This is a genomic window from Nocardia salmonicida NBRC 13393 (assembly GCF_001613085.1).
In the GTDB taxonomy this organism is placed as follows: Bacteria; Actinomycetota; Actinomycetes; order Mycobacteriales; family Mycobacteriaceae; genus Nocardia; species Nocardia salmonicida.
Genome location: NZ_BDBR01000002.1, coordinates 453607 through 478513, shown reverse-complemented (window position 1 = coordinate 478513; position 24907 = coordinate 453607). Strand labels below are relative to the sequence as shown.

Below are 24907 nucleotides of genomic sequence, written 5' to 3'. Positions count from 1 at the left end.
AACTTCTCTCGAGGTCAAGTCCGAAGGTCTTACCTGCGCAGGACGGTCGCTAGCCAGGCGGGGGTGGAATCGCTGAAGCGGGTTCGCAGTTGTTCCGGAGCGATGTTCGCCAGCCGCCATGCGGGACTGTCGACGAAGGGGGCGGCGAGGGCTTCCTCGCTGACCGGATGAGGTCCGATATCGGCTCCGATGTCGCTGAAGCACAACACGTACAGGGCGGCGCCGTCGTCGGCGACCGAGGCCAGGCTCGCGACGTACTCGACGCGTTCGGCCTCGTCGAAGGTGTGGAACAGACCGCAGTCGAGGATTGTCTCGAAGCGGCGGTACAGACGTTGCAGGTGCAGGGCGTCGGCCATGGCGAAGTCGACGTCGACAGTGCGGTCATCGGCTGTTCGTCTGGCGACGGCCAAGGCCGCTTCGGCCACATCGACGCCGAACACCGGCAGGCCGCGGGCGGCGATGAACAGCGCGTTGTCGCCGGTGCCGCACCCTACGTCGAGGACCGGTCCGCAGAATCCGCCTGCCTCGGCCAGACGGACAACCGCCGGTTGGGCAACGCCGATGTCCCACGGCGCGGGGCCGTCGAGATACGACGCGTTCCACGGTTGGCCGAATCGGCGTTCGTGGCTGGTCGGCGGGCGAGGGTCGGACTGGGGCATCAGCGGATGAACAGCGCGGAGCGCTCGGCGAGGTCGAGAACCGGCTGGGGGAAGATACCGAGCAAGAGGGTGGCGCCGGCACTGAATGCCACGACCAGCGTGGTGGCGAAGGGGGCGGTCACGATGGGGGCATCGGAGGGGGGATCGGTGAAGAACATCAAGACGATGACGCGGATGTAGAAGAAGGCGGCGATGGCACTGCACACGACGCCGATGATGACCAGGGGGGTGTAGCCGGCACCGGAAGCGGCCGCGAAGACAGCGAACTTGCTGACGAATCCACTGGTCAGGGGCAGACCGGCGAAGGACAGCAGCAACAGAGCGAATGCCGAAGCCAGCCAAGGGGATCGGCGTCCCAGACCCGCCCATTGGGACAGCGCGGTCGCTTCGTCGCCGGAAGCGTCGCGGACCAGGCTGACCACCGCGAACGCACCGACGGTGCCAAGGCCGTAGGCCAGCAGGTAGAACAGCACCGCCGCGACACCGGCGGTGTCGGCGGCGACGATACCGACGAGCAGGAAACCGGCGTGGGCGATCGAGGAGTAGGCCAGCATGCGCTTCACGTCGGTCTGGGTGATGGCCATGATCGCGCCGACGATCATCGTAGCCACCGCGACCGCGGCGATGACCGGGCGCCACTCCGAGCTCAGCGCATTCACTCCGACCATCAGCACCCGCATGGTCGCACCGACGGCGGCGATCTTGGTGGCGGCGGCCATGAAGGCGGTGATCGGTGTCGGCGCGCCCTGGTAGACGTCGGGAACCCAGGCCTGGAACGGGACGGCACCGATCTTGAACAGCAAACCGACAGCGAGCATCCCGATGCCGAGCAGGGCCAGGGTCGCGTTCTCGGGCTGCTTGTCCAGTGCCGCACCGATTCCCGGCAGTGACACCGTGCCGGTCTGCCCGTAGAGCAGCGCGACGCCGTAGAGGAAGAACGCGGAGGAGAACGCACCGAGCAGGAAGTACTTCATCGCCGCTTCTTGCGAGAGCAACCGCCTGCGGCGAGCCAACCCGCACAGCAGATACAGCGGCAGCGACAGCACTTCGAGCGCCACGAACATCGTCAGCAGATCATTGGACGCGGGAAACAGCAGCAGGCCACCGACCGCGATCATCGTCAGCGGGAACACCTCGGTGGTCGAGACGCCCGAGCGCACCGCGGCGAGCTCGTGCGCGCTGCCGGGCACCGCGGAAGCCTGCGGGGTGAACGCGTCGACCCCTCGATCCAACGCGGCCGCCGCCCGGCTCCACGTCCCCGGCCCGCTGCGTGCCCGCGGTACCGCGCCGCGCTCGGCGATCAGGAGCAGACCCAGCAGCGCGACCAGCAGGATCGTGCCCTGCAGGAACAACGTGACCCCGTCGATGGCCACCGCGCCCACCGCCGCCGTGCCCTCGGTACCCGCGAGCAGCACCACAGACACCAGCGCGCCGACCACACCGGCCACCCCGAGCGTCAACTGCGTCGGATACCGGTAGGGCCGTGGCACGAACGCTTCGACGAGCACGCCCACCACACCGACCGCGAACACGATCAACATCGGGGCGAGCAGGTGGTATTCGATGCTCGGTGCGGGCGCGATGGCCGCGAGCTCGGTGATGGTCACGGAGTCCGTCCTCATTTGTGGCCGCCTGCGGGCGGAGTGGCCGCACCTGCTTCGGGAGCGGGGACCGTCGGAGCGGGATCGTGCTTACCGATCGTCGACAGGGTGTGTCCCACCGCGGGATCCACCAGATCCAGGATCGGTTTCGGATAGAACCCGAGCACCAGCAACGCGACCAGCAGCGGCACCACCACGGCCAGCTCACGCGGCACCAGATCGCGCAGGTGCTCGTTGCCCTTCTTCAGCGGGCCGGTCATCAACCGCTGATACAGCCACAGCACATAGATCGCGGCCAGTACCAGCGCACCGGTCGCGATCACCGCCGCCACCTGATACTTCGGGAAGGTGCCGACCAGGACCAGGAATTCGCTGACGAACGGCGCCAGCCCGGGCAACGAGAGGGTGGCGAGGCCCGCGATGAGGAACGTCCCGGCCAACACCGGCGCGACCTTCTGCACGCCGCCGTATTCGGCGATCATCCGGGTGCCGCGCCGGGAGACGAGGAATCCGGCGATGAGAAACAGTGCGGCCGTGGACAGCCCGTGGTTGACCATGTACAGCGTCGCCCCCGATTGGGACTGGCTGGTCATGGCGAAGATGCCCAGGATGATGAACCCGAAGTGTGAGATCGAGGTGTAGGCGATCAGGCGCATCACATCGGTTTGGCCGATCGCGAGCAGCGCGCCGTAGAGAATGCCGATCACGGCCAGGGTGATGACCAGGGGCGCGAAGGTGTCCGACGCCAAGGGGAACAACAGCAGGCAGTAGCGCAGCATGCCGAAGGTGCCGACCTTGTCGACCACGGCCATCATGAGCACCGCGCTGGACGGGGTGGCCGAGACCGCCGCGTCGGGCAGCCACGTATGCAGTGGCCACAGCGGTGCTTTCACCGCGAAGGCGAACATGAAGCCGAGGAAGAGGGCGTTGAGAACCGCGGTGCTGCCCCCGAGCTCACCGTTGTTGGCCGCGGCCACCACGACGCGCAGATCGAAGGTGCCCGCGGAACCCTCGCCGAGGCCCGCGGTGACGGTGAGCACGTACAGCCCGATCACCGCGGCGAGCATGATCAGCCCACCGAACAGGTTGTACAGCAGGAACTTCACCGCGGCGCGCGAACGTTGGGCGCGGATCGCGGCATCGGACGTGCGGGTGCCGAAACCGCCGATGAGGAAGTACATCGGGATCAGCATCGCTTCGAAGAACACGTAGAACAGCAGGATATCGAGGGCGAGGAACGAGATCAGCACCATCGACTCGACCAGCAACATCAACGCCATGTAGATGTGGGTGGTGCGGCGTCCGTCACCGGTGGCGGTGTCGTCGTTCCAGCCTGCCAGGATCAGCAACGGCACCAGCACCGCCGTCAGCAAGACCAGCGCGGTGGCGATGCCGTCCAAACCCAAGGTGTAGCCGACACCGAATGCCGGGATCCATTCGTGGGATTCGACGAACTGGTACTGCGCACCGCCGGGCTGGAACCGCGTCGCGATGACGACGGCGAGCGCGAGCACGCCGATCGAGACCACGAACGCGATGGCGCGCGCCACATTGCGCCGGGCGGCGGGCACGACGAGCACCACACCCGCACCGATCGCGGGGGCGAGCCAGAGTGTCGTCAGCCAGGGAAACGAGTTCACCAGAACCTCACCGCCAGCAGGGCAGCGGCCACCAGGGCCGCGCCGGTGAACATGGACAGGGCGTAGGAGCGCACGAAACCGGTCTGCACCTTGCGGATTCGCGCCGACAATCCGCCGATCCCAGCGGCCGTCCCGTTGACGATCCCGTCGACGCCCTTCGCGTCGACGAACACCAGCGCCCTCGTGAGATGGCGACCGGGGCGTTCGAAGACCGCTTCGTTGATCTTGTCGCCGTAGAGATCGGCGCGCGCGGCCGCGGTGAGCACACTGACCGGCTCCGGAGCGAGCTCAGGGATCGGGCTCTCGGCGTACTTGCGGTAGGCGACTGCCACACCGATCGCGACCGCGGTCAAGGCCAGGCCGGTGACCACCGCCGCGGGGATCACGGGCTCGCCGTGATGGGACCCGACAACAGGTTCGAGCCAGTTCACCAGCGAGGACCCCCACACGAACAGTCCGCCCGCGAAGACCGAACCGAACGCGAGCAGGATCATCGGCCCGGTCATCACCGCGGGTGACTCGTGCGGATGGGTGTCGGGCTTCCAGCGGCGCTCGCCGAAGAACGTCATCAGCATCACCCTGGTCATGTAGAACGCGGTGAGTGCGGCGCCGACGAGAGTGACCACGCCGAGCAGGATTCCGGTGGCTCCGCCGTAGTCGAAGGCCGCCTCGATGATCTTGTCCTTGGAGAAGAACCCCGACAGCGGTGGCACCCCGATGATGGCGAGATAGCCGAGGCCGAAGGTGATGTAGGTGATCGGCATCAGCGTGCGCAGACCGCCGTAGCGGCGCATATCGGTTTCATCGTTCATCGCGTGCATCACCGAACCGGCACCGAGGAACAGTCCCGCCTTGAAGAAGCCGTGGGTGAGCAGGTGCATGATCGCGAACGCGTAGCCGGCCGGGCCGAGGCCGGCCGCCAGGATCATGTACCCGATCTGGCTCATCGTCGAGGCGGCCAGTGCCTTCTTGATGTCGTCCTTGGCGCAGCCGATGACGGCGCCGAACAGCAGCGTCACCGCGCCGACGGCGATCACCGCGGTCCGCGCGTTCGGGGCGAGATCGTAGATCGGGTTGGAGCGGGCGATCAGGTACACACCGGCGGTGACCATGGTGGCGGCGTGGATGAGCGCCGAGACCGGAGTGGGACCCTCCATCGCGTCGCCGAGCCACGACTGCAGCGGCACCTGCGCGGACTTGCCGCAGGCGGCCAGCAACAGCAGCAGCCCGATCGCAGTGAGGGTGCCTTCGCTCGCGCCGGGGCTCGCCGCGAACACGGTGCTGAAGTCGAAGGAACCGAACGTCGTGAACATGACCATCATCGCGATGGCCAAGCCCATGTCACCGACCCGGTTCACCACGAACGCCTTCTTCGCCGCCGTTGCGGCCGAGGGCTTTTCGTACCAGAAGCCGATCAGCAGATAGGACGCGAGACCGACGCCTTCCCAGCCCAGGTACAGCACGAGGAAGTTGTCTGCCAGGACCAGCACGAGCATGGCGGCCACGAACAGGTTGAGATAGCCGAAGAACCGGCGCTTGCCCGGGTCGTGGCTCATGTAGCCGATCGAGTAGAGATGGATCAGCGACCCGACACCGGTGATGAGCAGCGCGAAGCAGATCGACAGCTGGTCCAACTGCAGGCTGAAACCGACTTGGAGATCACCGGCGGAGACCCAGTTGAACAGTTCCTCGTGCACGGCCCGGTCGGCGTCGGCGCGCCCGAGCATGCCGACGAACGCGACGACGGCGACAGCGAACGAGGCCACCGCGGCCGCGGTGGCCAGATACGGGCCGAAGCGGTCGGTGAAACGGCCGAATAGGAGCAGAACGATCGCGCCTGCGAGCGGGAGGGCGGGCAGCAGCCACAGCGTTGCGGTACCCATGTCAGAACTTCAACAGGTTGGCGTCGTCGACCGAGGTCGACCGGCGGGCACGGAAGATCGTCATGATGATGGCAAGGCCGACAACGACTTCGGCGGCGGCGACCACCATGGTGAAGAACGCGATCACCTGCCCGTCGAGGTTGTCGTGCAACCGGGCGAAGGTCACGAACGCCAGATTCACCGCGTTGAGCATCAGCTCCACGCACATGAACACCACGATCGCGTTGCGGCGCAACAACACTCCGGCGGCGCCGATGGTGAACAGCAGCGCAGACAGGAACAGGTAGTTCTGGGGGTTCACCGCTTGCCTTCCTCGTCGGCCGTCGGGTTGTCGTCGCTGATCTTGTCCGCGTGCAGCGTGCCGACCGAGGCCACGGCGGCTTCGGTGTGGGCGCGGGTGCGGCGGTGACGCAGGATCGTGCTCACCGAGAGTTCGGCGAAGGAGCCGTCGGGGAGTTGAGCGGGGCTGTCGACGGCGTTGTGTCGCGCGTAGACGCCCGGCGTCGGCAGCGGAGTGGCGCGTTCGCCCGCGGTGCGGAAGCGGTCGCGCGACATCTCGCGCTGCCCGCGTTTGGGGGTGAACTGTTCGCGGTGGGCCAGCACCATCGCACCTATCGTGGCCGTGATCAGCAGTGCGCCGGTGAGTTCGAAGGCCCACACGTAGCGCAGGAAGATCAGCTCGGCGAGTTCGGCGATCACGTCGCGGTCTCCGAAACCGCGGCCGGGGAAGCTCGTTCCACTGTCGCGCAGGGCCGCCCCGATGCCGCCGATGAACAGCAGCCCGAATCCGACCCCGACGATCGCGGCGGCGATGCGCTGCCCGCGCAACGTCTCCCGCAGCGATTCCGCGGAGTCGACGCCGACGAGCATCAGCACGAACAGGAACAGCATCATCACAGCGCCCGTGTACACCACGATCTGCACCACGCCGAGGAACAGCGCGCCCTGGGCGATATAGAACACCGCGAGCGCGATCATGGTGGCGGCCAAGCACATCGCCGAATGCACGGCCTTGGCCGCGGTCACCATGCCCAGCGCGCCGAGCACCGCGATCGGGGCGAGTACCCAGAACAGCACGCCCTCACCGGTGGAGGTGTCGGCGACTTCGGCGGCCAGCATGTGTGCGGTGCTCATCGCAGTACCTCCTGCTCCGACGGTGCCGGACCGACCCGGCCCAGGTAGTAGTCGGCCGCGTCGGTGCCCGGTGCCATCGGGTGCGGCGCGGGGGTCATCCCCGGCTGCATGGGCGCCATCAGCTGGTCCTTCTCGTAGATGAGATCGGCGCGGTTGTCGTCGGTGAGTTCGTATTCGTTGGTCATCGTCAGCGCGCGCGTCGGGCAGGCCTCGATGCACAGGCCGCAACCGATGCAGCGCAGGTAGTTGATCTGGTAGACGCGCCCGTACCGTTCACCCGGGGAGAAGCGTTCCTCCTCGGTGTTGTCGGCGCCTTCGACGAAGATCGCGTCGGCCGGGCACGCCCACGCGCACAGCTCGCAGCCGATGCACTTCTCGAGTCCGTCCTCGTAGCGGTTGAGCTGGTGGCGACCGTGATAGCGCGGTGCGGTCGGCACCTTCTCCTCGGGGTAGGACTCGGTATTGGGCTTTTTGAACATGGTGGCCGCGGTGACCGCGAAACCGGCGAGCGGTTCGAACAGGCTGATCTGGGGTTGGTCGTTGGCGGGCCGGGCCGGCATCGGCGGGACCGGGAAACCGAGGAACACCGACGAGGTCGATGGCTCCTGCGGCGGCAACGGCGGCAGCCCCTTGCTGCGCCCGGCGCGCAGGAACATCGCGATCATCGCCGCGGTGATCACCACACCCACGCCGACCAGGATCAGGTTCTGTCCGGGCAGGCCTTCGAGGTCGAGCACCCGCGCTCCGGCCACGATCATCACCCACACCAGGGAGGTGGGGATGAGCAGTTTCCAGCCGAGGTTCATGAACTGGTCGTAGCGCAGGCGGGGCAGGGTGCCGCGCAGCCAGACGAACACGAACAGGAACGTCCACACCTTGATGGTGAACCACAGCAGCGGCCACCACCCGGAGTTGGCGCCCTCCCACAGGCTGATCGGGAACGGTGCCCGCCAGCCGCCGAGGAACAGGGTGGTCGCCAGCGCCGACACCGTGGCCATGTTCACGTATTCGGCGAGCATGAACATCGCGAACTTCAGCGACGAGTACTCGGTGTGGAAGCCGCCGACCAGTTCACCTTCGGCTTCGGGCAGGTCGAACGGCGCCCGGTTGGTTTCGCCGACCATCGACACGCAGTAGATGAGGAACGAGGGCAGCAGCAGGAAGACATACCAGGTTCCTTCCTGTGCGCCGACGATCTCGGAGGTCGCCATGGTGCCCGACAGCAGGAACACCGTGGCGAAGGTCAGCGCCATCGCGATCTCGTAGGAGATCACCTGCGCGGTCGAGCGCAGGCCGCCGAGCAGCGGGTACGTCGAACCCGACGACCAACCGGCCAGCACGATGCCGTACACGCCGATGGAGGTGATGGCGAGGATGTAGAGCACGGCGACCGGCATATCGGTGAGCTGCAACGCGGTCTGCGTCCCGAAGATCGACACCTCCGGGCCCATCGGAATCACCGCGAACGCCATGAACGCCGGGATCACCGAGATGATCGGGGCGAGCACGAAGATCGGCTTGTCCACGATCGCCGGGATGATGTCTTCCTTGAGCGCCATCTTCACGCCGTCGGCGACCGACTGGAGCATGCCGCCGGGGCCGATCCGGTTGGGCCCGACGCGCATCTGCATCCACGCGACGACTTTGCGTTCGGCGTAGACCGCGATCAACGGCACCAGCATCAGGTAGACGAACACGCCGAGCGCCTTGACCACCACCAGCCACAGCGGGTCGGTGCCGAAGACGGGTCCGGCTTCGGCCGCGAGGAATAGCACGCGATCACTCATGACGGTGTTCCTTCATCCTGTCGTCGGCGCGACGCACGCGCACCACGGCGCCGGGCGTCACACCGAGTTCGGCGGCGACCGTCGAGCCAGGCGAATGCAGCGGCAGCCACACCACCCGGTCGGGCAGGTCCGTGATCATCAGCGGCACCGAGATCTCACCGCGGTCGGTGGAGACGATGACGTGATCGGCATCGTCGGCTTCGATCTCGGCGGCGGTCGCGGCCGAGAGCCGAGCGACCGGCGGGCGGGCGATGCCGGCGAGGTTGGGTTCACCGTCTTGCAGTCGACCGGCGTCGAGCAGCATCCGCCACCCGGCGAGCACTGCTGTGCCGGGGCCAGGGGCGGGGCGGGTCTGGCTGGTGAGTTCCGGCGCTGGGATGGGTTCGCCCGTCCACGGACCGAGCGCGTCGAGTTCTGTGCGCGCGGCGGCGGGGTCGGGCAGGTTGATCGAGACGCCCATCTGCGCGGCCAGTGAATGCAATACCCGCAGGTCCGACAGGGGGGCGGCGACGCGGCGGGTCGTGTCGAGCGAGGCCGCGGTGAAGGGGCGCGGACGTCCTTCCCAGGTGCGGAAAGTGCCGGACTTCTCCATCGCGGTCGCGACCGGGAAGACGACGTCGGCCCGTTCGGTGACGGCACTGTGCCGCATTTCGAGGCTGACGACGAACCGGGCCGCGTCGATGGCGGCCAGCGCGGCCGCCGGGTCGGGCATATCGGCCGGGTCGACACCGCCGATCACCAGCGCACCCAATTGGGCGGCGCTCGACAGGATCGCGGTGGCGTCGCGGCCCACCGTGACCGGGAGTTCTCCGGACTGCCACCGGTGTCGAACCTGTTGGCGCGCGGCGGGATCCACCACGGGCCTGCCGCCGGGCAACAGCGCGGGCAGTGCGCCCGCTTCCAGCGCGCCGCGTTCGCCCGCGCGGCGCGGCACCCAGGCCAGCGCGGCGCCGGTGGCATCGGCCAGCCGGGTTACCGCCGACAGCGCGCCGGGGCTGCCCGCGAGCCGTTCGCCCGCCATGATGACCGCGCCGGTGGTGTTCAGCAGCGTCATGAGTTCGGTGGCATCGGCCGATGTCTCGGCCATGATCGAGGTGATGACATCGGCTTCGCCGCAGGGCGGGGTCTGGATGAGCGCGCCCGACATGCGTTCGAGGCCGCGGGAGGCGAACGGCGCCAGCGAGACCACCCGCTGCCCGCGCGTGCGTGCGGCCTTGCGCAGCCGCAGATAGACGATCGGCGATTCTTCTTCCGGTTCGAACCCGACCAGCAGGACGACAGGAGCCCGGTCCAGCGCCGCGAAGTCGACCTGGACACCGCGTCCGGCGATGCGGGCGGCGAGGAATCGTTCTTCCTCGTCCGAGTGCACCCGGCTGCGGAAGTCGATGTCGTTGGTAGCGAGGACCATGCGCGCGAACTTGCTGTACGCGTAGGCCTCTTCCTCGGTGACTCGGCCGCCGACGAGTACTCCGGCATTGCCGATCGCGGCCTTCAAGCCCGCGGTGGCGGCGGTGAGAGCTTCGGGCCAGGAGGCAGGGGCGAGGACGCCGTCCCAGCCGCGCACCATCGGTGTGGTGAGGCGGTCACGTTCGGTGGCGTAGGCGAAGGCCCAGCGGCCCTTGTCGCAGTTCCACTCCTCGTTGACCTGCGGATCGTCACCGGCCAAGCGGCGCAACACTTTTCCCCGGCGATGGTCGGTGCGTTGCGCGCATCCGGAGGCGCAGTGCTCGCAGACGCTGGGTGTGGAGACCAGATCGAACGGGCGGGCCCGGAAACGGTAGGAGGTGCCGGTGAGCGCGCCCACGGGGCAGATCTGCACGGTGTTGCCGGAGAAGTAGGAGTCCAGTGGCTCGGCCTGGGCGGTGCCGACCTGTTGCAGCGCACCACGATCCATCAGTTCGATGAACGGGTCACCGGCGACCTGCTGGGAGAACCGGGTGCAGCGTGCGCACAGCACGCACCGCTCCCGGTCCAGCAGCACCGCAGTGGACAGCGGGATCGGCTTCGGGTAGGTCCGCTTCTCTCCGTCGAAGCGGGATTCGGCGCTGCCGGTGGACATCGCCTGGTTCTGCAGCGGACACTCGCCGCCCTTGTCGCAGACCGGGCAGTCCAGCGGATGATTGATGAGCAGCAGCTCCATCACCCCGCGCTGGGCCTTTTCGGCGACCGGCGAGCTGATCTGGGTGCGCACGATCATGCCGTCGGTGACGGGGATCGTGCAGGAGGCGACCGGCTTTCGCTGCCCTTCGACTTCGACGAGGCACTGCCTGCACGCGCCGACGGGGTCGAGCAGGGGGTGGTCGCAGAAGCGGGGGATCTGCACGCCGATCAGTTCGGCGGCACGGATCAGCAGGGTGCCGACGGGCACCTCGATGGTGGTGTCGTCGATGGTGACACTCACCATGTCGGTGGGCACCACACCGCTGCTGTTGCCTGGCGCGATGGCTGGCCCACCCGCCGCCCGACCGCCGCCCCTCACGGAATCGCTACGCGATGCGGGATTCATTTGTCCTCTTTCGCTGGTGCCCACACGGTCGATGCGGCCGGGTCGAACGGACAGCCGCCGAGTCGCTGATGCGCGAGATATTCCTCACGGAAGTACTTCAGCGAGGAGAAGATCGGGCTGGCCGCGCCGTCACCGAGCGCGCAGAACGATTTGCCGTTGATGTTGTCGGCGATGTCGGCGAGCTTGTCCAGGTCGGCTTCGGTGCCTCGGCCCGCTTCGAGCCGGCGCAGCAACTGCACGAGCCAGTAGGTGCCTTCACGGCACGGTGTGCACTTGCCGCACGATTCGTGGGCGTAGAACTCGGTCCAGCGAAGGACAGCGCGTACCACGCAGGTGGTGTCGTCGAAGATCTGGAGGGCTTTGGTGCCCAACATGGAGCCGGCTGCGGCGACGCCTTCGTAGTCGAGAGCCACGTCGAGGTGTTCGTCGGTGAACATCGGTGTCGACGAACCGCCGGGTGTCCAGAACTTGAGGGTGTGCCCGGCTCGCACGCCGCCCGCGTAGTCGAGCAGCTCACGCAAGGTGATTCCGAGCGGGGCCTCGTACTGGCCGGGGCGGGCGACATGTCCCGACAGTGAGTACAGGGTGAAACCGGGTGACTTCTCGCTGCCCATCGAACGGAACCATTCGGTGCCGTTGCGCAGGATCGAGGGCACGCTGGCAATGGATTCCACATTGTTGACCACCGTCGGGCACGCGTACAGGCCCGCGACGGCGGGGAACGGTGGACGCAGTCGGGGCTGTCCGCGCCTGCCCTCGAGGGAATCGAGCAGGGCGGTTTCCTCGCCGCAGATGTAGGCGCCCGCACCGGCGTGCACGATCAGGTCGAGATCGAAGCCCGAGCCGAGGATGTCGTGGCCGAGCAGGCCCGCCGCGTAGGCCTCCGCGACGGCGGCTTGGAGTCGGCGCAGCACCGGCACCACTTCTCCGCGCACATAGATGAACGCGGTCGCGGCCCTGATGGCATACGCGGCGATCACGATGCCTTCGATCAGGGTGTGCGGGGTGGCCAGCATCAACGGAATGTCTTTGCAGGTGCCGGGTTCGGATTCGTCGGCGTTGACGACGAGGTAGTGCGGTTTCGTCGTGCCGTCGGGGCCGGGGCCCTGTGGGATGAACGACCACTTCATCCCAGTGGGAAAGCCTGCTCCGCCGCGACCGCGCAGACCCGAGTCTTTGACGGTTTGGATCACCTCGTCGGGCGTTATCCGCAGGGCGGCGCGGAGTCCGTCGTAGCCGCCGGTGGCGCGGTAGCTTTCCAGGGTCCATGACCGCGGGGTGGCCCAGTGTTCACTGAGGACGGGGGTGAGCGTCGTCATCGCGGTCCCCCTGCCGAGTCCTCTTCTGCCGCAGCAGCTTCGAGCCCCACCAGGGTGGGTGCGCCCGGTGTGCCTTCGAGGGCGCCGGGGCGTTCGTCGGGGAATCCGGCGAGAATGCGAGCGGTCTCGCGGAATGTGCACAGTGGTGCGCCGCGGGTCGGGCGGACCTGGTGGCCCGCGCGCAGTGCGTCGGTGATCGCGAGTGCCGATTCGGGGGTCTGGTTGTCGAAGAATTCCCAGTTCACCATCATGACCGGGGCGTAGTCGCAGGCGGCGTTGCATTCGATGTGTTCGAGGGTGATGGCGCCGTCGGAGGTCGTCTCGCCGTGCTTGATATCCAGATGCTGTTGCAGTGCTTCGTAGATGGCGTCGCCGCCGAGGATCGCGCAGAGGGTGTTCGTGCACACGCCGACGTGGTAGTCGCCGGTGGGGGTGCGCCGGTACATCGAATAGAACGTGGCGACCGCGGTCACTTCGGCGCCGGTGAGGTTCAAGTGATCGGCGCAGAAGTCGATGCCGGTGCCGGTCACGTAGCCTTCCTCGGCTTGCACCAGGTGCAGCAGGGGAAGGAGTGCGGAGCGGGGGTGCGGATAGCGGGTGATGATCTCCTTCGCGTCCAGTTCGAGACGTTCGCGCACATGCGGCGAATACGGTTCGGGACGGGTGCTGAGGCTCAGGAGAATCGGTGTGCTGGTGGGGTTTTCAGTGCTCATCGGTCTACTCCGCCCAGTGAGAGGTCAGGGCATGAGGACAGTGCGGCTTCATCGGTCCACTCCGCCCATGACGGGGTCGATGCTGGCGACGGAGGCGATGACATCGGCGACCATGCCGCCCTCGCACATCGCTGCCACCGCTTGCAGGTTGGTGAACGAGGGGTCGCGGTAGTGCACCCGGTAGGGCTGGGTGCTGCCGTCGCTGACCATGTGCACACCCAGTTCCCCGCGCGGGGACTCGACCGCCGTATATACCTGTCCCGCAGGCACTCTGATGCCTTCGGTGACGAGCTTGAAGTGGTGGATCAGCGATTCCATGGAGGTGCCCATGATCTTGCCGATGTGCTTGGGCGAGTTGCCGAGGCCGTCGGGGCCCAGTTCCAGGTCGGCGGGCCAGGCGATCTTCTTGTCGTCGATCATCACCGGGCCGGGCCGCAGCTTGTCCAGGCACTGTTCGACGATCTTGATCGACTCTGTCATCTCGGCGACCCGGATGATGTAGCGGCCGTAGCAGTCGCAGCCGGTGGTAGTCGGGATGTCGAATTCGTAGTTCTCGTAGCCGCAGTACGGATCCGATTTGCGCAGGTCGTGCGGCAGGCCGGTCGCGCGCAGGACGGGGCCGGTGATGCCGAGGGCCATGCAGCCGGTGAGGTCGAGGTAGCCGATGTCCTGGGTGCGCTTCTTCCAGATCGGGTTGGCGCTGAGCAGGTGCTCCATATCGCGGAGCCGACCGGGCAGCAGGTCCAGGAGTTCGCGGACCTTGGTGACGCCGTCGTCGGGCAGATCCTGGGCCAGTCCGCCGGGGCGGATGTAGGCGTGGTTCATCCGCAGGCCGGTGATGGTTTCGAAGACGTCGAGGATGAGCTCGCGTTCCCGGAAGCCGAACAGCATCGGGGTGAGCGCGCCCAGTTCCATGCCGCCGGTCGCCAGCGCAACCAGGTGCGAGGAGATGCGGTTGAGCTCCATCAGTAGCACTCGCACCACGGTGGCGCGTTCGGGGATCTGCTCGGTGATGTCGAGAAGTTTCTCCACGCCGAGGCAGTAGGCGGTTTCGTTGAAGAACGGGGACAGGTAGTCCATCCGGGTCACGAAGGTGACGCCCTGGGTCCAGTTGCGGAATTCCAGGTTCTTCTCGATACCGGTGTGCAGGTAGCCGATGCCGCAGCGGGCCTCGGTGACGGTTTCGCCTTCGATCTCGAGGATCAGGCGCAACACCCCGTGCGTGGACGGATGCTGTGGGCCCATGTTCACCACGATGCGTTCTTCGGCGCCGCCGTCGATCACTTCGCTGACCTGGTCCCAGTCTTGGCCTGCGACGGTCACTACCGGTGGTTCGTCGCGGCGGAAGTCGGTGTCGGTCATCAGCTGTAGGTCCTCCGCTCGTCGGGCGGCGGTATGCGCGCGCCCTTGTACTCCACCGGGATCCCGCCGAGCGGGTAGTCCTTGCGCTGCGGATGGCCGCGCCAGTCGTCGGGCATGGTGATGCGGGTCAGGGAGGGGTGCCCGTCGAAGAGGATGCCGAAGAAGTCGTAGGTTTCGCGTTCGTGCCAGTCGGTCGTCGGATAGACCGAGAACAGCGACGGAATGTGCGGATCGGCATCGGGCGCGGACACTTCCACGCGTACGCGCCGACCGTGGGTGATCGACTTCAAGTGATAGACCGCGTGCAGTTCGCGGCCTTCGTCGTCGGGATAGTGCACGCCGTTGACGCCGAGGCACAGCTCGAATCGCAGGGTGCTGTCGTCGCGCAGCGTGCTCGCGACGGCGACGAGATGTTCGCGCTTCACGTGCAGGGTGAGTTCGTCGCGGAACACCACGATCTTCTCGATCACGGTGTCGAAGGCGATGACTCGTCCCACGAGTGCGGCGCGCAACGTGCCGACGAAAGCGTCGAACCAACCGCCGTACGGGGGCGGGGTGCCCGCGGGCAACGCGACCGGAGTGACCAGACCGCCGTAGCCGGAGGTATCACCGGTGCCGGTGACGCCGAACATGCCGCGGCGGGTGCCGATCACCTCGTCTTCGGCCGGTTTCGGCTGCGGCTGTGCGGGTGATTCTTCCGGAACCTCTTGTCCCGCAGGGTTGTCGGTGCTGTCGGGGGAATCGAAGGTCATCGCAGCAGCCCCTCCATCCGGATGGTCGGCGTGCTGGCCAGCGCGGCCGCTTCGGCCGCGCGGATCGCTTCCTCGCGGTTGACGCCCATCGGCATCTCGGCGATTTTCGCGTGCAACGCCAGGATCGCGTTGAGCAGCATCTCCGGGCGCGGCGGGCAGCCGGGCAGGTAGATGTCGACCGGGACGATGTGGTCGACACCCTGCACGATGGCGTAGTTGTTGAACATGCCGCCTGAGGACGCGCAGACCCCCATGGCCAGCACCCATTTCGGTTCGGTCATCTGGTCGTAGACCTGGCGCAGCACCGGCGCCATCTTCTGGCTCACCCGGCCCGCCACGATCATCAGGTCGGCCTGGCGTGGGGAGGCGCGGAATGCTTCCATGCCGAAGCGGGCGATATCGAATCGTCCGGCACCGGTGGCCATCATCTCGATCGCGCAGCACGCCAACCCGAACGTCGCGGGCCAGACCGAGCCCTTACGCAGGTAGCCGGCGAAATCTTCGACCGTGCTCAGCAGGAACCCGCTGGGCAGTTTCTCTTCGAGACCCATTTTTTCCCACTCATTCCCAGCTGAGGCCGCCGCGACGCCACTCGTAGGCGTAGGCGACTGACACATTGACGATGAACAGCGCCATCGCGGCGAGACCGAACAGCCCGAGCGTGTCGAAATGCACTGCCCACGGGTAGAGGAACACGATCTCGATGTCGAAGATGATGAACAGCATCGCCGTCAGGTAGTACTTCACCGGAAAGCGCTGTCCTGCTGCATTTCCCGGGCCACCGGCGATGGCGTGCGGGGTCGGCTCGATGCCGCATTCATAGGGTTCGAGTTTGGCCCGGTTGTAGCGTTTCGGGCCGATCAGCGACGCCATGATGACGGAGAACACCGCGAACGCCGCGGCGATGGCGCCGAGTACGAGTGCGGGCACCTCGATGTTCACGACTGCACTTCCCCTCCTCGCTGGAGCAGGCCGAGCCGTGTGGCCCGGCCGCGGACGGCAGCTTTCGGCGAGACGGGGCCGACAACGTTGTCCGCCGAACGGGGGCTCGCGCAAGGCTGTGCAGCGATGGCGGAGCGTTATACAAGTGCCCGTGCTCGTGTGAGCTAGAGCACAGAGTACCGCCGTTTCGGGGCTCCGCCGCACGTTTCCGGGGCGGGGTTTGATCGATATCGGTACCGCGATTCATGAGCGATACGGGGGTAATAGTCTGCGGGCATGCGGCAGCGAACCGCTGGCGTTACCAGTAGCGATAGGCAGAAAGGTGCGAAGCGGACTATCCGACGGTGCGGGACGATGTCCCATGCTCCCGGTCAGCGGGCGAGCAGGACCGCCGCGACCGCGTTGGTGAGCTGCATGGCGTCGATCGGGTGCGAGACGGCGGCCTCGGCACGCGACCAGTTGGCCAGCCAGGCGTCATCGGGGCGACCGGTGAGCACGACCACCGGCGGGCACTGGTCGATCTCGTCCTTGAGTTGCTTGGCGATGCCGAGGCCGCCGGTCGGGGCGGATTCACCGTCGAGGATGGCCAGATCGATCCCACCGGCATCCATCTGCTCGATGACCACCGGCGCGGTGGCGACCTCGAAGAAGTCGAGCTCGGGTAGATCGGCGCGCGGCCTGCGACCCAGCGCCAGGATCACCTGTTGGCGGGTATCGGCATCGTTGCTGTAGACCAGCACACGCAGAGGGGTGGAACCATTGGATTCGGCCACGCTCGGATCGTACGTCCGGGGGTGGCGCCACCGTGGCAGGTTCGTCGGATCGACCAGTCGCGCAGTGGTATAGGCGGCGATCAGCGCCTAGCCGGGTCTGCGCTCACGACCGTCGCGGGGGTAGCTCGAACTCGCGACGGATGCCGGTGAACAAGCTCTCGACGTGTGCGCCGTAGGTGATCGCGGCTTCGTTGAGCGCGGAGAGCGCGCCTTGAAGCGGATCGGCATGTCGCGCGTGAAAGACCGTGTTGAGCGCGAAGTGCGGGCGACTGATCGCACCGTGGTCGTACGGGTTCGGCTTCGGAGCGGGGTCCGCGGAAATCTCCCACACGACGCCGCTCTCGAAGCCTGCCTCGTCGGGTCCGTACTGGTCTTGGTCGAGCCGGGCGAACGCTGCGCCGTTGTCGTGGAAGGGTTCGGGTAGAGGTGCGCCGGATCGGAGGGCGTCCAGCGCTGGGCGCACCCAGGGACGATCGCTGAGACCTGCCATGTCGTAGGCGCTCTGGGCGCAGTACTGCGCCAGTCGGCGCAGTTGGGTGGCGTTCATGGCCGCGATCGACTCCGCCATGGCACGGTCGTACCCCGCGAGTTCGCGTCCGTTATAGGTATCGGCAAAAGCTGCAATCGGGTCGCCACCCCATGCTGCCCGGTCTCTGGCTTCGGCCTCGGTGCGGAGTTCCTTCTGCCAGTTCGATTCGGGCTCGGGCAGATTCGGGGCAGGCTCCGGCGGTGGTGGTTGGCTGTTCGCGGGGATTCCGAAGCCGGGCATGTCCCACTGTTGGGCCGGCCGAAGCGCAGTGCCGTCGTCGGGCCACAGCCGGATTCGCCAGCGGTCGCCAGGGGTGGTGTCGCCGGGCCAGCCGTAGTTGACGAAACCCGTTCCGGCGATCTCGGCGATGTAGTCGCCGCGCGGCACGGGTGCGTCGGCCCAGCCGTCGATGGGTGAACTGATGTTCAGTCCGTGCTCGCCGATGTGTAGTCGGGCTTCGCTGACCTGTTGCCAGTCGCCCTCGTCGGCCGGTCGCTGATCCCACACCTGGACGTGGATCGGCATGTCGAAGTTGTTCTGGTGTGGGCTGAGCACCACGACGGTGTGCCCGTCTCCAGCCGACGGTCTGTCCGCCAGCGCGGTGTCCAGCAACGCGAGCTCGACGTCTTCCTCACCATCCCCGCCGTGCAGGGTGAACTGGCCGTAATCGAGCGCCAGCTCCAGGCGATGCTCGGCGAGCAGGTGTGCGGGTTCGGTCATGGGCGAGATCGTGGCACACGCCACCGACAATGATCGAGGGGGTTTCGCGTGAGGCGCGGGGTCGGGGTGCGGCGCTACCAGTTGCCGTCTTCGACGGCGTTGTCGCCCAGTGGAATCACCGGAAGGGCGTATCCGATGGGCGGATTGGGATGTTCGTCGGCGAGCCAGTTGCCGGTCGGTTTCACGTCGGCGAGCTCGGTCGAGGGTGGTAGGTCGTCGGCGTCGGCGGCGTAGTAGTCGAACCACGGCAGGCCGTTCGCGGCATACGCCTGGGCGGTGATCGGGGTCGGGGGCGCGGGTTCGCCGGTGATCCGCTGCCATTCGGCGGCAGAGGCGAGATGGACGAAAACCCTGCCGTCGGCGTCGGGGTGGTAGTCGTCGACGGGGCGGGCATCGGCGTAGATCTCCTGGCGCATCGTGCCACCGGCGCCCAGGCCCATCTTCCTGGCCACAGGCAGGCCTGCTGGTGCCGCACCCGGCGACGGAGGAGCACCGGGTGCGCTGACGGGCATCGGCCCACCATAGGGCGCTGCGCCGTACGCAGCTGACGACGCCCACGGCGGTTGGGCGACCGGGGCCGGTGCGGCTCGCAAACGCTGCTGCCGTGCGCGCTCCTGCTGCTCCCACACTTCTCGCGCGGCGTCGGCCAGCCCGTGCACCGACAATTGCACGCCACCCCACTGTTCGACGCCGGTGACCTGGCCTTCGACGGTCGCGCCGAGACCCATCGGAACCGCGACGAACTGGCGGACGGTTCCCTGTCCCGAATTGATTCCGTCCAGCCACGGCTGTTCGGGCAACGCGAGATAGTTCTGCGGATCCTTCGAGAGCGTGTCGCTCCACGGCTTACCCGAGACCGCGCAGACTTTGCCGACGGCGACCTTCAGCGCGGTCGGCGCAGGGGCGGAGAAGCGCAACCACATGGCTTCGCGCTGGTAGACCGGCAGCATCACCCCACCGCGTTCGCGCCATTCCTCGGGCACCGTGTCGGGGTAGTCGGCGACCCGTCGCAGCGGGAAGGTGCCGAGGCCGGGCGGCAACGGATAGGTGCCGGTCTCCGGCAGTCGCAAGGTCCGCACGAACGTCACCCGGACGCCGCCCGGCAATTCGAGCGCATCCCCCGCCAGCTTCACCGCAGTTGCCATGTCCCACCCCTTCATTCGACCGTCCCCAGGCAGCGACCGCGCCTGGCGACGACCGTACCGACGGCGCCGACAGTCGTCTACCTGGATCAGCGGCTCACTGCGTCGTCCAACTCGGTGAGGAGCCGAGCCTTGGATCGTGCCCCGACGAGGGTCCGCAGCAGTTGGCCGTCACGGAAGAGCAGTAGCGTCGGCGCCGCCATGACTTGGTAGTTGCGCGCGGTGAGCGGGTTCTCGTCGGCGTTGAGAGTGCGAACGGTGAGGGTGTCCGCGCGTTCGCGGGCGACCTCGGCCAGCACCGGCGCGATCATCTTGCACGACGGGCACCACGTGGCCCAGACATCCACGAGCACGAGGCCGGGGTGGGCGAGAACGTCGCGGTCGAATGTTTCATCGGTGACCGCGACGGTGTCGGCGATCGCAGAACTCTGAGTCATCATGATTCCTTCGGTTCGGTGGGGTGGTCGTGTGGTTGCTCGACGTGGCCGTCGATCGTCCCTTCGCGGCCCGATGGAGGCTGCCGCGCAAAGACCGCCTCCGGCCACGGGAGCATTCGAGTGGTGGTGTGGCGGTGGGCGGCGTCGCGGAGTCGATCGGTGAGGGCGTCTCTGCGGGCGGTGAGTGCTTCGATTTCGGTGTTCAGTGCGTCGATGGTGCGCTGGTATTCGGCCAGTGAGGCGGGGCAGTCGTCTACGTGTTCGCTGCCGGTGGCCAGGCAGTCCAGGAAGGGGCGTGTTTCCTCCACCGGGATTCCCAGGCGATTCAGGGATCGGATTTCCTGCACCAGTCGGACGGTGTGGTCGTCGTATTCACGGAAGCCGTTGGGGTGGCGTTCCGGCGCGACCAGCCCCAAAGCCTCGTACCGCCTGATCGCCTTGGGGCTGAGCTGAGCCAGCCGCGCAAGCTCTCCGATCCTCATGCAGCGAATGTAAACGCTGCCCCCAGGGGCAAGGTCAAGCATGAAGACTGATCGAGGTACAGCGACCTGTGCGGGATGGGATCGCGGGTGGTGTCGGGAGGGTTCACATTGATTGTGGGCGGGTTGTGAGCCATTCTGGAAAGGGCAAGGGACACACCGGATTTCGCAGGGGGTTGTTGCCGAATGCCGAATGGGCTGAAAACGCTTACTCGCTACACGATCGAGGAAGAACATCGGCACCCCGGCTCGTCGGGGGAATTCTCCGCGCTGGTCAATGTGGTGGCTACGGCGGCGAAGATCATTGCCAATCAGGTGACGCGTGGGGCGATCATCGGGTCGGGGGTCGACGACGAGTCATCGGTGAGTGGGCGGCTCGATGTGCTGACCGACGAGATCATGGTGGGGCAGACGCAGTGGTCCGGGCATTTATCGGGGCTGTTGTCCGAACAGCACGCGACGGTGTTGCCCGCTGCACAGCGGCGGGGAAAGTACCTGCTGGCCTATGACGCGTTGGACGGGTCGAGCAACATCGACGTGAATCTGCCGGTCGGTTCGATTTTCAGCATTCTGCGGGCGCCGGACGAGGTGGTCGCCGGCGACGCCGAACCCACCGAGACCGACTTCCTGCAACCGGGTGTGGAGCAGGTGTGCGCGGGGTTCACGCTGTACGGGCCCGCGACCATGCTGGTACTCACCACCGGCAGCGGGGTCGACGGGTTCACCCTCGATCGGGAGATCGGGGCGTTCGTGTTGACCCACCCGCAGATGCGAATCCCGCAGGACACTTCGGGATTCGCGATCAATGCCGCCAATGAGCGGTTCTGGGAGCGGCCGGTGCGCAGGTACGTACTCGAGTGTCTGGAGGGGGTGGAGGGCCCGCGCGGACGCGATTTCAATATGCGGTGGGTGGCGTCGCTGGTGGCCGACACCTTCCACATCCTGACCAGGGGCGGGCTGTATCTATACCCGCGCGATACCCGCAATCCCGCGCTGCCGGGGCGTGTTTCGCTGCTGTACGGGGCGAATCCGATCGCGTTCATCGTCGAGCAGGCGGGTGGGGCGGCGACCACCGGGCACGAGCGGATGATGGAGGTTCCCCCGGCCGAGGTACATCAGCGGGTGCCGTTCATCTTCGGTTCCCGCAACGAGGTGCTGCGCATCGAGCGCTATCACCGGGAACCGGACGCGGGCAAGCGGTTCGACAGTTCGCTGTTCGGGACGAGGTCGCTGTTCCGGGCGGCCAGGCACGACCAGCGCACCTAGATCCGCGACCGGCCCAGCGGCTTTCGGGTGATCAGGCCGGGTCCTGGTCGCGTTCTTCCTGTTGCCTGCGGGCTTCGCGACGCTGCTGTTCGGCACGCTCGCGCAGGCCGCGCAGGAAGGCCTCGTCGTCGTCGGGATTCGACGCCACCCGGCGGCCTGGACGGTCGTATTCGCCGAAAGAGGTGTTCGACGCGGGACGCGACTCCCCGAGCGGCCTGCCCGCGAACAACCACAGCAGCGCGCCGATCGTGGGAACGAGAACGACGACGATGATCCAGCCCATCTTCGGAAGGTGCCGGATGCCCGCGTCGGGGCTGGTGATGATGTCGACCAGGCAGTACACCCACAGGGCAAGGGTCAAGAAGCCGATGACGGCGTAATGCATCGCGGTTATCCTCTTCGGAAATCGATGGTCGGAGGACAGCTGTCGCCGAAGCCCCCGGGCAGTCAGGATGCCGCACCTTGGGCTCGAGCGCGAATTCGGGGTCAGTCGGGCAACATCGGGACCGAAATGCCTTCGCCGCTGCGCAGAAGTGCGGCGCGGGTGACGGCAGTGGAGCCGAAGCGGCGACGCAAGTCGTCGAGGGTGGCGTCGAGGGTGTTCTCGGCGCGCGCCTCGAGTGGCAGGGTGAGTTGCATGGTGTCGGCGTCGTCGAGGTTGGTCAGCGAGAGACCGATCAGGGTGATGCCGCGTTCGGCGATCAGCGGTTGGGCAGTGTGCAGGAGCAGGCGAGCGGCATGGCGGATCGCGGTGGAGGAGTCGGTGGCTTCGACGAGTGTGTGGGAGCGGGTGGCCCTGGTGAAGTCGTCGAAACGTAAGCGAAGTACCACCGTTCGGCATACGCGGTCGGCGGCGCGTAGGCGGCGGCCGAGTCGGTCGGTGAGGCCGTCGAGGTAGGCGGCGATCTCTTCGGGCTCGCGGGGGCGGCGACCGAGTGCGCGTTGTGCGCCGATCGAGCGGCGTCGTTTGCCGGTTTCCACGTGGCGTGGATCGCGCGCCCAGGACAGGGCGAACAGGTGACGGGCCGCGGCGGGACCGAGGATCGCGCGCAGATGCGGTTCGCCGAGTTCGGCGAGCTGGCCGATGCGGGTGATGCCGTTGGCGTGCAGGGTCGCCGACGTGACTTTGCCGACGCCCCATAATCGCTCCACCGGCAGTGGGTGCAGGAAGTCGAGTTCTTTGCCGGGTTCGACGAGGCGTAATCCGTCGGGTTTGGCGACGGCGGAGGCGACTTTGGCGAGGAACTTGTTGCGTGCGATGCCCACGGAGATGGGCAGGCCGACCTGCGCGGCGACCTGCGCGCGCAATCGGTGGCCGATCTCGATGGGCTCGCCGCTGATCCGGCGTAGCCCACTGACGTCGAGGAACGCCTCGTCGATCGAGATCCCCTCCACCGCGGGAGTGGTGTCGTGGAATACCGCGAAAACCGCCTTGCTCGCCTCGGCGTAGGCCGACATCCGTGGCGGCACGACGATCGCGTGCGGACACAACCGCAGCGCCTGCCCCGCGTTCATGGGAGTGCGGATACCGAACGCCTTGGCCTCATAACTGGCCGCCAGCACCACTCCGCCGCCCACGATGACCGGTTTGCCGCGCAGCCACGCCTGATCACGCTGTTCGACCGAGGCGTAGAACGAGTCGAGGTCGGCGTGCAGGATCGACGCTTCGGCGCGGGACTGGATACGCGGGCGACGGGGGGCGGCGGAATCGGACACGAACATATGTTCGCATCGGGGTATGACGAGTTCGTCGGGTCAGGGCGCGGCGGTGGTCCTGGCGCGCAAATTTTCGGCGAACGCGCGGGCGGCGGTGAGGTCGGCGGCGTCGGGGTGGCCTTTGTGGATGCCGCCGACCAAGCGCAGCGGTAGCACGGTGTCGAAGCCGCGGCAGTCGAAGGCGTCGATCACGTCGAAGCCCTTGCGCTCGATGTCGCGGGTCAAGGTGGTGACATAGCGGCGAATCGGTGTTTCCGGGAATCCGCTGGTGCGGAAGACGAACGCCTTGCCCTGGTGCCCGGTCGGGAGCGCGTCGATGAATCGGCGTAGTTCCGGGTGGAAAGCCATGTTGTAGATACCCGAACCGAAGCCGACGAGGTCGCAGTCGGCGAGCTCGGCCGGGTCGACGTCGACGGGGGCGAGGACCCGGCCGCCGAGCACCTGGTTCATGGCCTCGGCGACGCGCTGGGTGTTGCCGTGCGACACCGACTTGCACACGAGGATGACCTTCATGGGGATGGTCCTTTCGTTTCGCTGCACTTGCTGGACACTCTCGGAGACACCGCTCGGGGTCCCAGCGTGACACGGCAGCGTAGTGCCCTCGGTCACAGCACGCGATCAGGGCAGGTCGGCGGAGATGTCGAGGGACCGGATGACATCGACCGTCTGCAGTTTGTCGGGATTGCGGACCGCGTAGAGGCCGGTGATGAGGTCGTCGATCATCTCGACCACCAGCACCGTGTCCAGGTCGCCGTTCGCCGACCGGACGAGCACCGCGGGCTGGGCGTTGAAACTGCCGAATTCGACAGTCGCGCCCGCCATCGAGTTCTGTGCCAGCCCGATCATGAACCGCGCGACGGACTCGGCGCCGATGATCGGGCGACGTGCGGCGGAGACGCGGCCGCCGCCATCGGAGATCTCGACGACGTCGGGCGCGAGCACTGCCAGGAGGGCGCCGAAATCGCCGGTGTGGGCGGCGAGCAGGAAACGGCCGATCACTGCCCGGGTGGTGTCGGAGTCGGGTCGGAAGCGTCGGCGCCGAGCCGCGACGTGCGCGCGGGCCCGGTGGGCGATCTGCCGCACGGCGGTGTCGGATTTGTCGATCATGTCCGCGATCTCGCGGTGGCTGTGCCCGAACACCTCCGACAGGACGAACACCGCCCGCTCGGTGGGACCGAGGGTTTCCAGCACGAGCAACATCGCCATCGACACCGACTCCGCCAGCAACACGTCGTGGCCGGCATCGGGCGTCGTGCGGATCGGTTCGGGCAGCCAGGTGCCGACGTAGTCCTCGCGGCGCCGCCGGACCGAGCGGAGATGGTTGATCGCCTGACGAGTGACGATCTGGACCAGGTACGCGCGCGGATGCGTCACCTCCGTCGCTTCGCGCCAGCGAAGGTAGCTGTCCTGCAACACATCTTCGGCATCGGCGGCGCAGCCCAGGATTTCGTAGGCGATCGTGAACAGCAGGGGCCGGAAGGTGGTGAACGTGTCGAGCTCGGTCATCGGGCCACCCCTACCAACCTCATACGCCGATGATTCCGGGC

Annotated in this window: 24 protein-coding genes; 1 reads left to right on the top strand and 23 read right to left on the bottom strand. The window is 67.1% G+C overall.

The window, feature by feature from the left end; translation table 11 throughout:
• Positions 1-29: 29 nt before the first annotated feature.
• The 19 genes from NS1_RS02800 to NS1_RS02710 all read right to left on the bottom strand — a co-directional run bounded on the left by NS1_RS02800 (position 30) and on the right by NS1_RS02710 (position 20381).
• Positions 30-659, bottom strand: a complete 630-nt coding sequence (locus NS1_RS02800; protein WP_062981210.1) for a class I SAM-dependent methyltransferase — start codon at positions 657-659, stop codon at positions 30-32.
• Positions 659-2281, bottom strand: coding sequence for an NADH-quinone oxidoreductase subunit NuoN (gene nuoN, locus NS1_RS02795; protein ID WP_062981208.1), 1623 nt, complete (start codon positions 2279-2281; stop codon positions 659-661). The genes NS1_RS02800 and nuoN overlap by 1 nt, the downstream gene beginning before the upstream one ends.
• On the bottom strand, positions 2278-3900 hold the full coding sequence (locus NS1_RS02790; RefSeq protein WP_062981206.1) for an NADH-quinone oxidoreductase subunit M: 1623 nt from the start codon (positions 3898-3900) through the stop codon (positions 2278-2280). Before NS1_RS02790 ends, nuoN begins: the two co-directional genes overlap by 4 nt.
• Complete coding sequence (gene nuoL / locus NS1_RS02785; protein ID WP_062981204.1) at positions 3897-5783, bottom strand: NADH-quinone oxidoreductase subunit L; 1887 nt, start codon at positions 5781-5783, stop codon at positions 3897-3899. Before nuoL ends, NS1_RS02790 begins: the two co-directional genes overlap by 4 nt.
• A gap of 1 nt (position 5784) precedes the next feature.
• A complete protein-coding gene (gene nuoK / locus NS1_RS02780; protein WP_056819797.1) occupies positions 5785-6084 on the bottom strand; it encodes an NADH-quinone oxidoreductase subunit NuoK in 300 nt (99 codons plus the stop codon).
• Positions 6081-6917, bottom strand: coding sequence for an NADH-quinone oxidoreductase subunit J (locus NS1_RS02775; RefSeq protein WP_062981202.1), 837 nt, complete (start codon positions 6915-6917; stop codon positions 6081-6083). Before NS1_RS02775 ends, nuoK begins: the two co-directional genes overlap by 4 nt.
• On the bottom strand, positions 6914-8704 hold the full coding sequence (nuoH, locus tag NS1_RS02770; RefSeq protein ID WP_062981200.1) for an NADH-quinone oxidoreductase subunit NuoH: 1791 nt from the start codon (positions 8702-8704) through the stop codon (positions 6914-6916). Before nuoH ends, NS1_RS02775 begins: the two co-directional genes overlap by 4 nt.
• Positions 8697-11108: an NADH-quinone oxidoreductase subunit G gene (locus NS1_RS02765; protein ID WP_373864324.1), complete on the bottom strand. Its 2412-nt coding sequence runs from the start codon at positions 11106-11108 to the stop codon at positions 8697-8699. Before NS1_RS02765 ends, nuoH begins: the two co-directional genes overlap by 8 nt.
• Before the next feature lie 98 nt (positions 11109-11206).
• Complete coding sequence (gene nuoF / locus NS1_RS02760; RefSeq protein ID WP_062981198.1) at positions 11207-12529, bottom strand: NADH-quinone oxidoreductase subunit NuoF; 1323 nt, start codon at positions 12527-12529, stop codon at positions 11207-11209.
• On the bottom strand, positions 12526-13242 hold the full coding sequence (nuoE, locus tag NS1_RS02755) for an NADH-quinone oxidoreductase subunit NuoE (RefSeq protein ID WP_062981196.1): 717 nt from the start codon (positions 13240-13242) through the stop codon (positions 12526-12528). The genes nuoF and nuoE overlap by 4 nt, the downstream gene beginning before the upstream one ends.
• Before the next feature lie 48 nt (positions 13243-13290).
• Complete coding sequence (gene nuoD, locus NS1_RS02750) at positions 13291-14604, bottom strand: NADH dehydrogenase (quinone) subunit D (protein ID WP_062981194.1); 1314 nt, start codon at positions 14602-14604, stop codon at positions 13291-13293.
• On the bottom strand, positions 14604-15356 hold the full coding sequence (locus tag NS1_RS02745; RefSeq protein ID WP_062981192.1) for an NADH-quinone oxidoreductase subunit C: 753 nt from the start codon (positions 15354-15356) through the stop codon (positions 14604-14606). The genes nuoD and NS1_RS02745 overlap by 1 nt, the downstream gene beginning before the upstream one ends.
• Positions 15353-15907, bottom strand: a complete 555-nt coding sequence (locus tag NS1_RS02740; RefSeq protein ID WP_056819813.1) for a NuoB/complex I 20 kDa subunit family protein — start codon at positions 15905-15907, stop codon at positions 15353-15355. The genes NS1_RS02745 and NS1_RS02740 overlap by 4 nt, the downstream gene beginning before the upstream one ends.
• A gap of 10 nt (positions 15908-15917) precedes the next feature.
• Positions 15918-16298, bottom strand: a complete 381-nt coding sequence (locus NS1_RS02735; protein WP_056819816.1) for an NADH-quinone oxidoreductase subunit A — start codon at positions 16296-16298, stop codon at positions 15918-15920.
• Between the two features lie 371 nt (positions 16299-16669).
• Entirely contained in the window at positions 16670-17071 is a 402-nt protein-coding gene (locus tag NS1_RS02730; protein ID WP_131816457.1) for an Rv3143 family two-component system response regulator, read from the bottom strand.
• A gap of 103 nt (positions 17072-17174) precedes the next feature.
• Complete coding sequence (locus tag NS1_RS41160) at positions 17175-18320, bottom strand: hypothetical protein (RefSeq protein WP_063816047.1); 1146 nt, start codon at positions 18318-18320, stop codon at positions 17175-17177.
• A 74-nt stretch (positions 18321-18394) separates the two neighbouring features.
• Positions 18395-19465: a hypothetical protein gene (locus tag NS1_RS02720; RefSeq protein ID WP_062981190.1), complete on the bottom strand. Its 1071-nt coding sequence runs from the start codon at positions 19463-19465 to the stop codon at positions 18395-18397.
• Positions 19466-19551: 86 nt separating this feature from the next.
• Positions 19552-19899, bottom strand: a complete 348-nt coding sequence (gene trxA, locus NS1_RS02715; protein ID WP_056819820.1) for a thioredoxin — start codon at positions 19897-19899, stop codon at positions 19552-19554.
• Positions 19899-20381, bottom strand: coding sequence for a MerR family transcriptional regulator (locus tag NS1_RS02710; RefSeq protein ID WP_063816046.1), 483 nt, complete (start codon positions 20379-20381; stop codon positions 19899-19901). Before NS1_RS02710 ends, trxA begins: the two co-directional genes overlap by 1 nt.
• Before the next feature lie 183 nt (positions 20382-20564).
• Here NS1_RS02710 and NS1_RS02705 point away from each other — a divergent pair, with 183 nt between their 5' ends.
• On the top strand, positions 20565-21644 hold the full coding sequence (locus NS1_RS02705) for a class 1 fructose-bisphosphatase (protein ID WP_062981187.1): 1080 nt from the start codon (positions 20565-20567) through the stop codon (positions 21642-21644).
• Positions 21645-21675: 31 nt separating this feature from the next.
• Here NS1_RS02705 and NS1_RS02700 read toward each other — a convergent pair whose 3' ends face one another.
• The 4 genes from NS1_RS02700 to NS1_RS02685 form a co-directional block, all read right to left on the bottom strand.
• On the bottom strand, positions 21676-22029 hold the full coding sequence (locus NS1_RS02700; RefSeq protein ID WP_062981186.1) for a PLD nuclease N-terminal domain-containing protein: 354 nt from the start codon (positions 22027-22029) through the stop codon (positions 21676-21678).
• Between the two features lie 101 nt (positions 22030-22130).
• Positions 22131-23366 carry a DNA polymerase IV gene (gene dinB, locus NS1_RS02695; protein ID WP_062981184.1) on the bottom strand — a complete coding sequence of 412 codons (1236 nt, stop codon included), beginning with the start codon at positions 23364-23366 and terminating at the stop codon, positions 22131-22133.
• A gap of 33 nt (positions 23367-23399) precedes the next feature.
• On the bottom strand, positions 23400-23873 hold the full coding sequence (locus NS1_RS02690; RefSeq protein WP_062981182.1) for a flavodoxin family protein: 474 nt from the start codon (positions 23871-23873) through the stop codon (positions 23400-23402).
• Between the two features lie 105 nt (positions 23874-23978).
• The gene (locus NS1_RS02685; protein WP_062981180.1) at positions 23979-24866 is read right to left on the bottom strand and encodes an RNA polymerase sigma-70 factor; all 888 of its coding nucleotides are present in this window, start codon (positions 24864-24866) and stop codon (positions 23979-23981) included.
• Positions 24867-24907 lie beyond the last annotated feature (41 nt).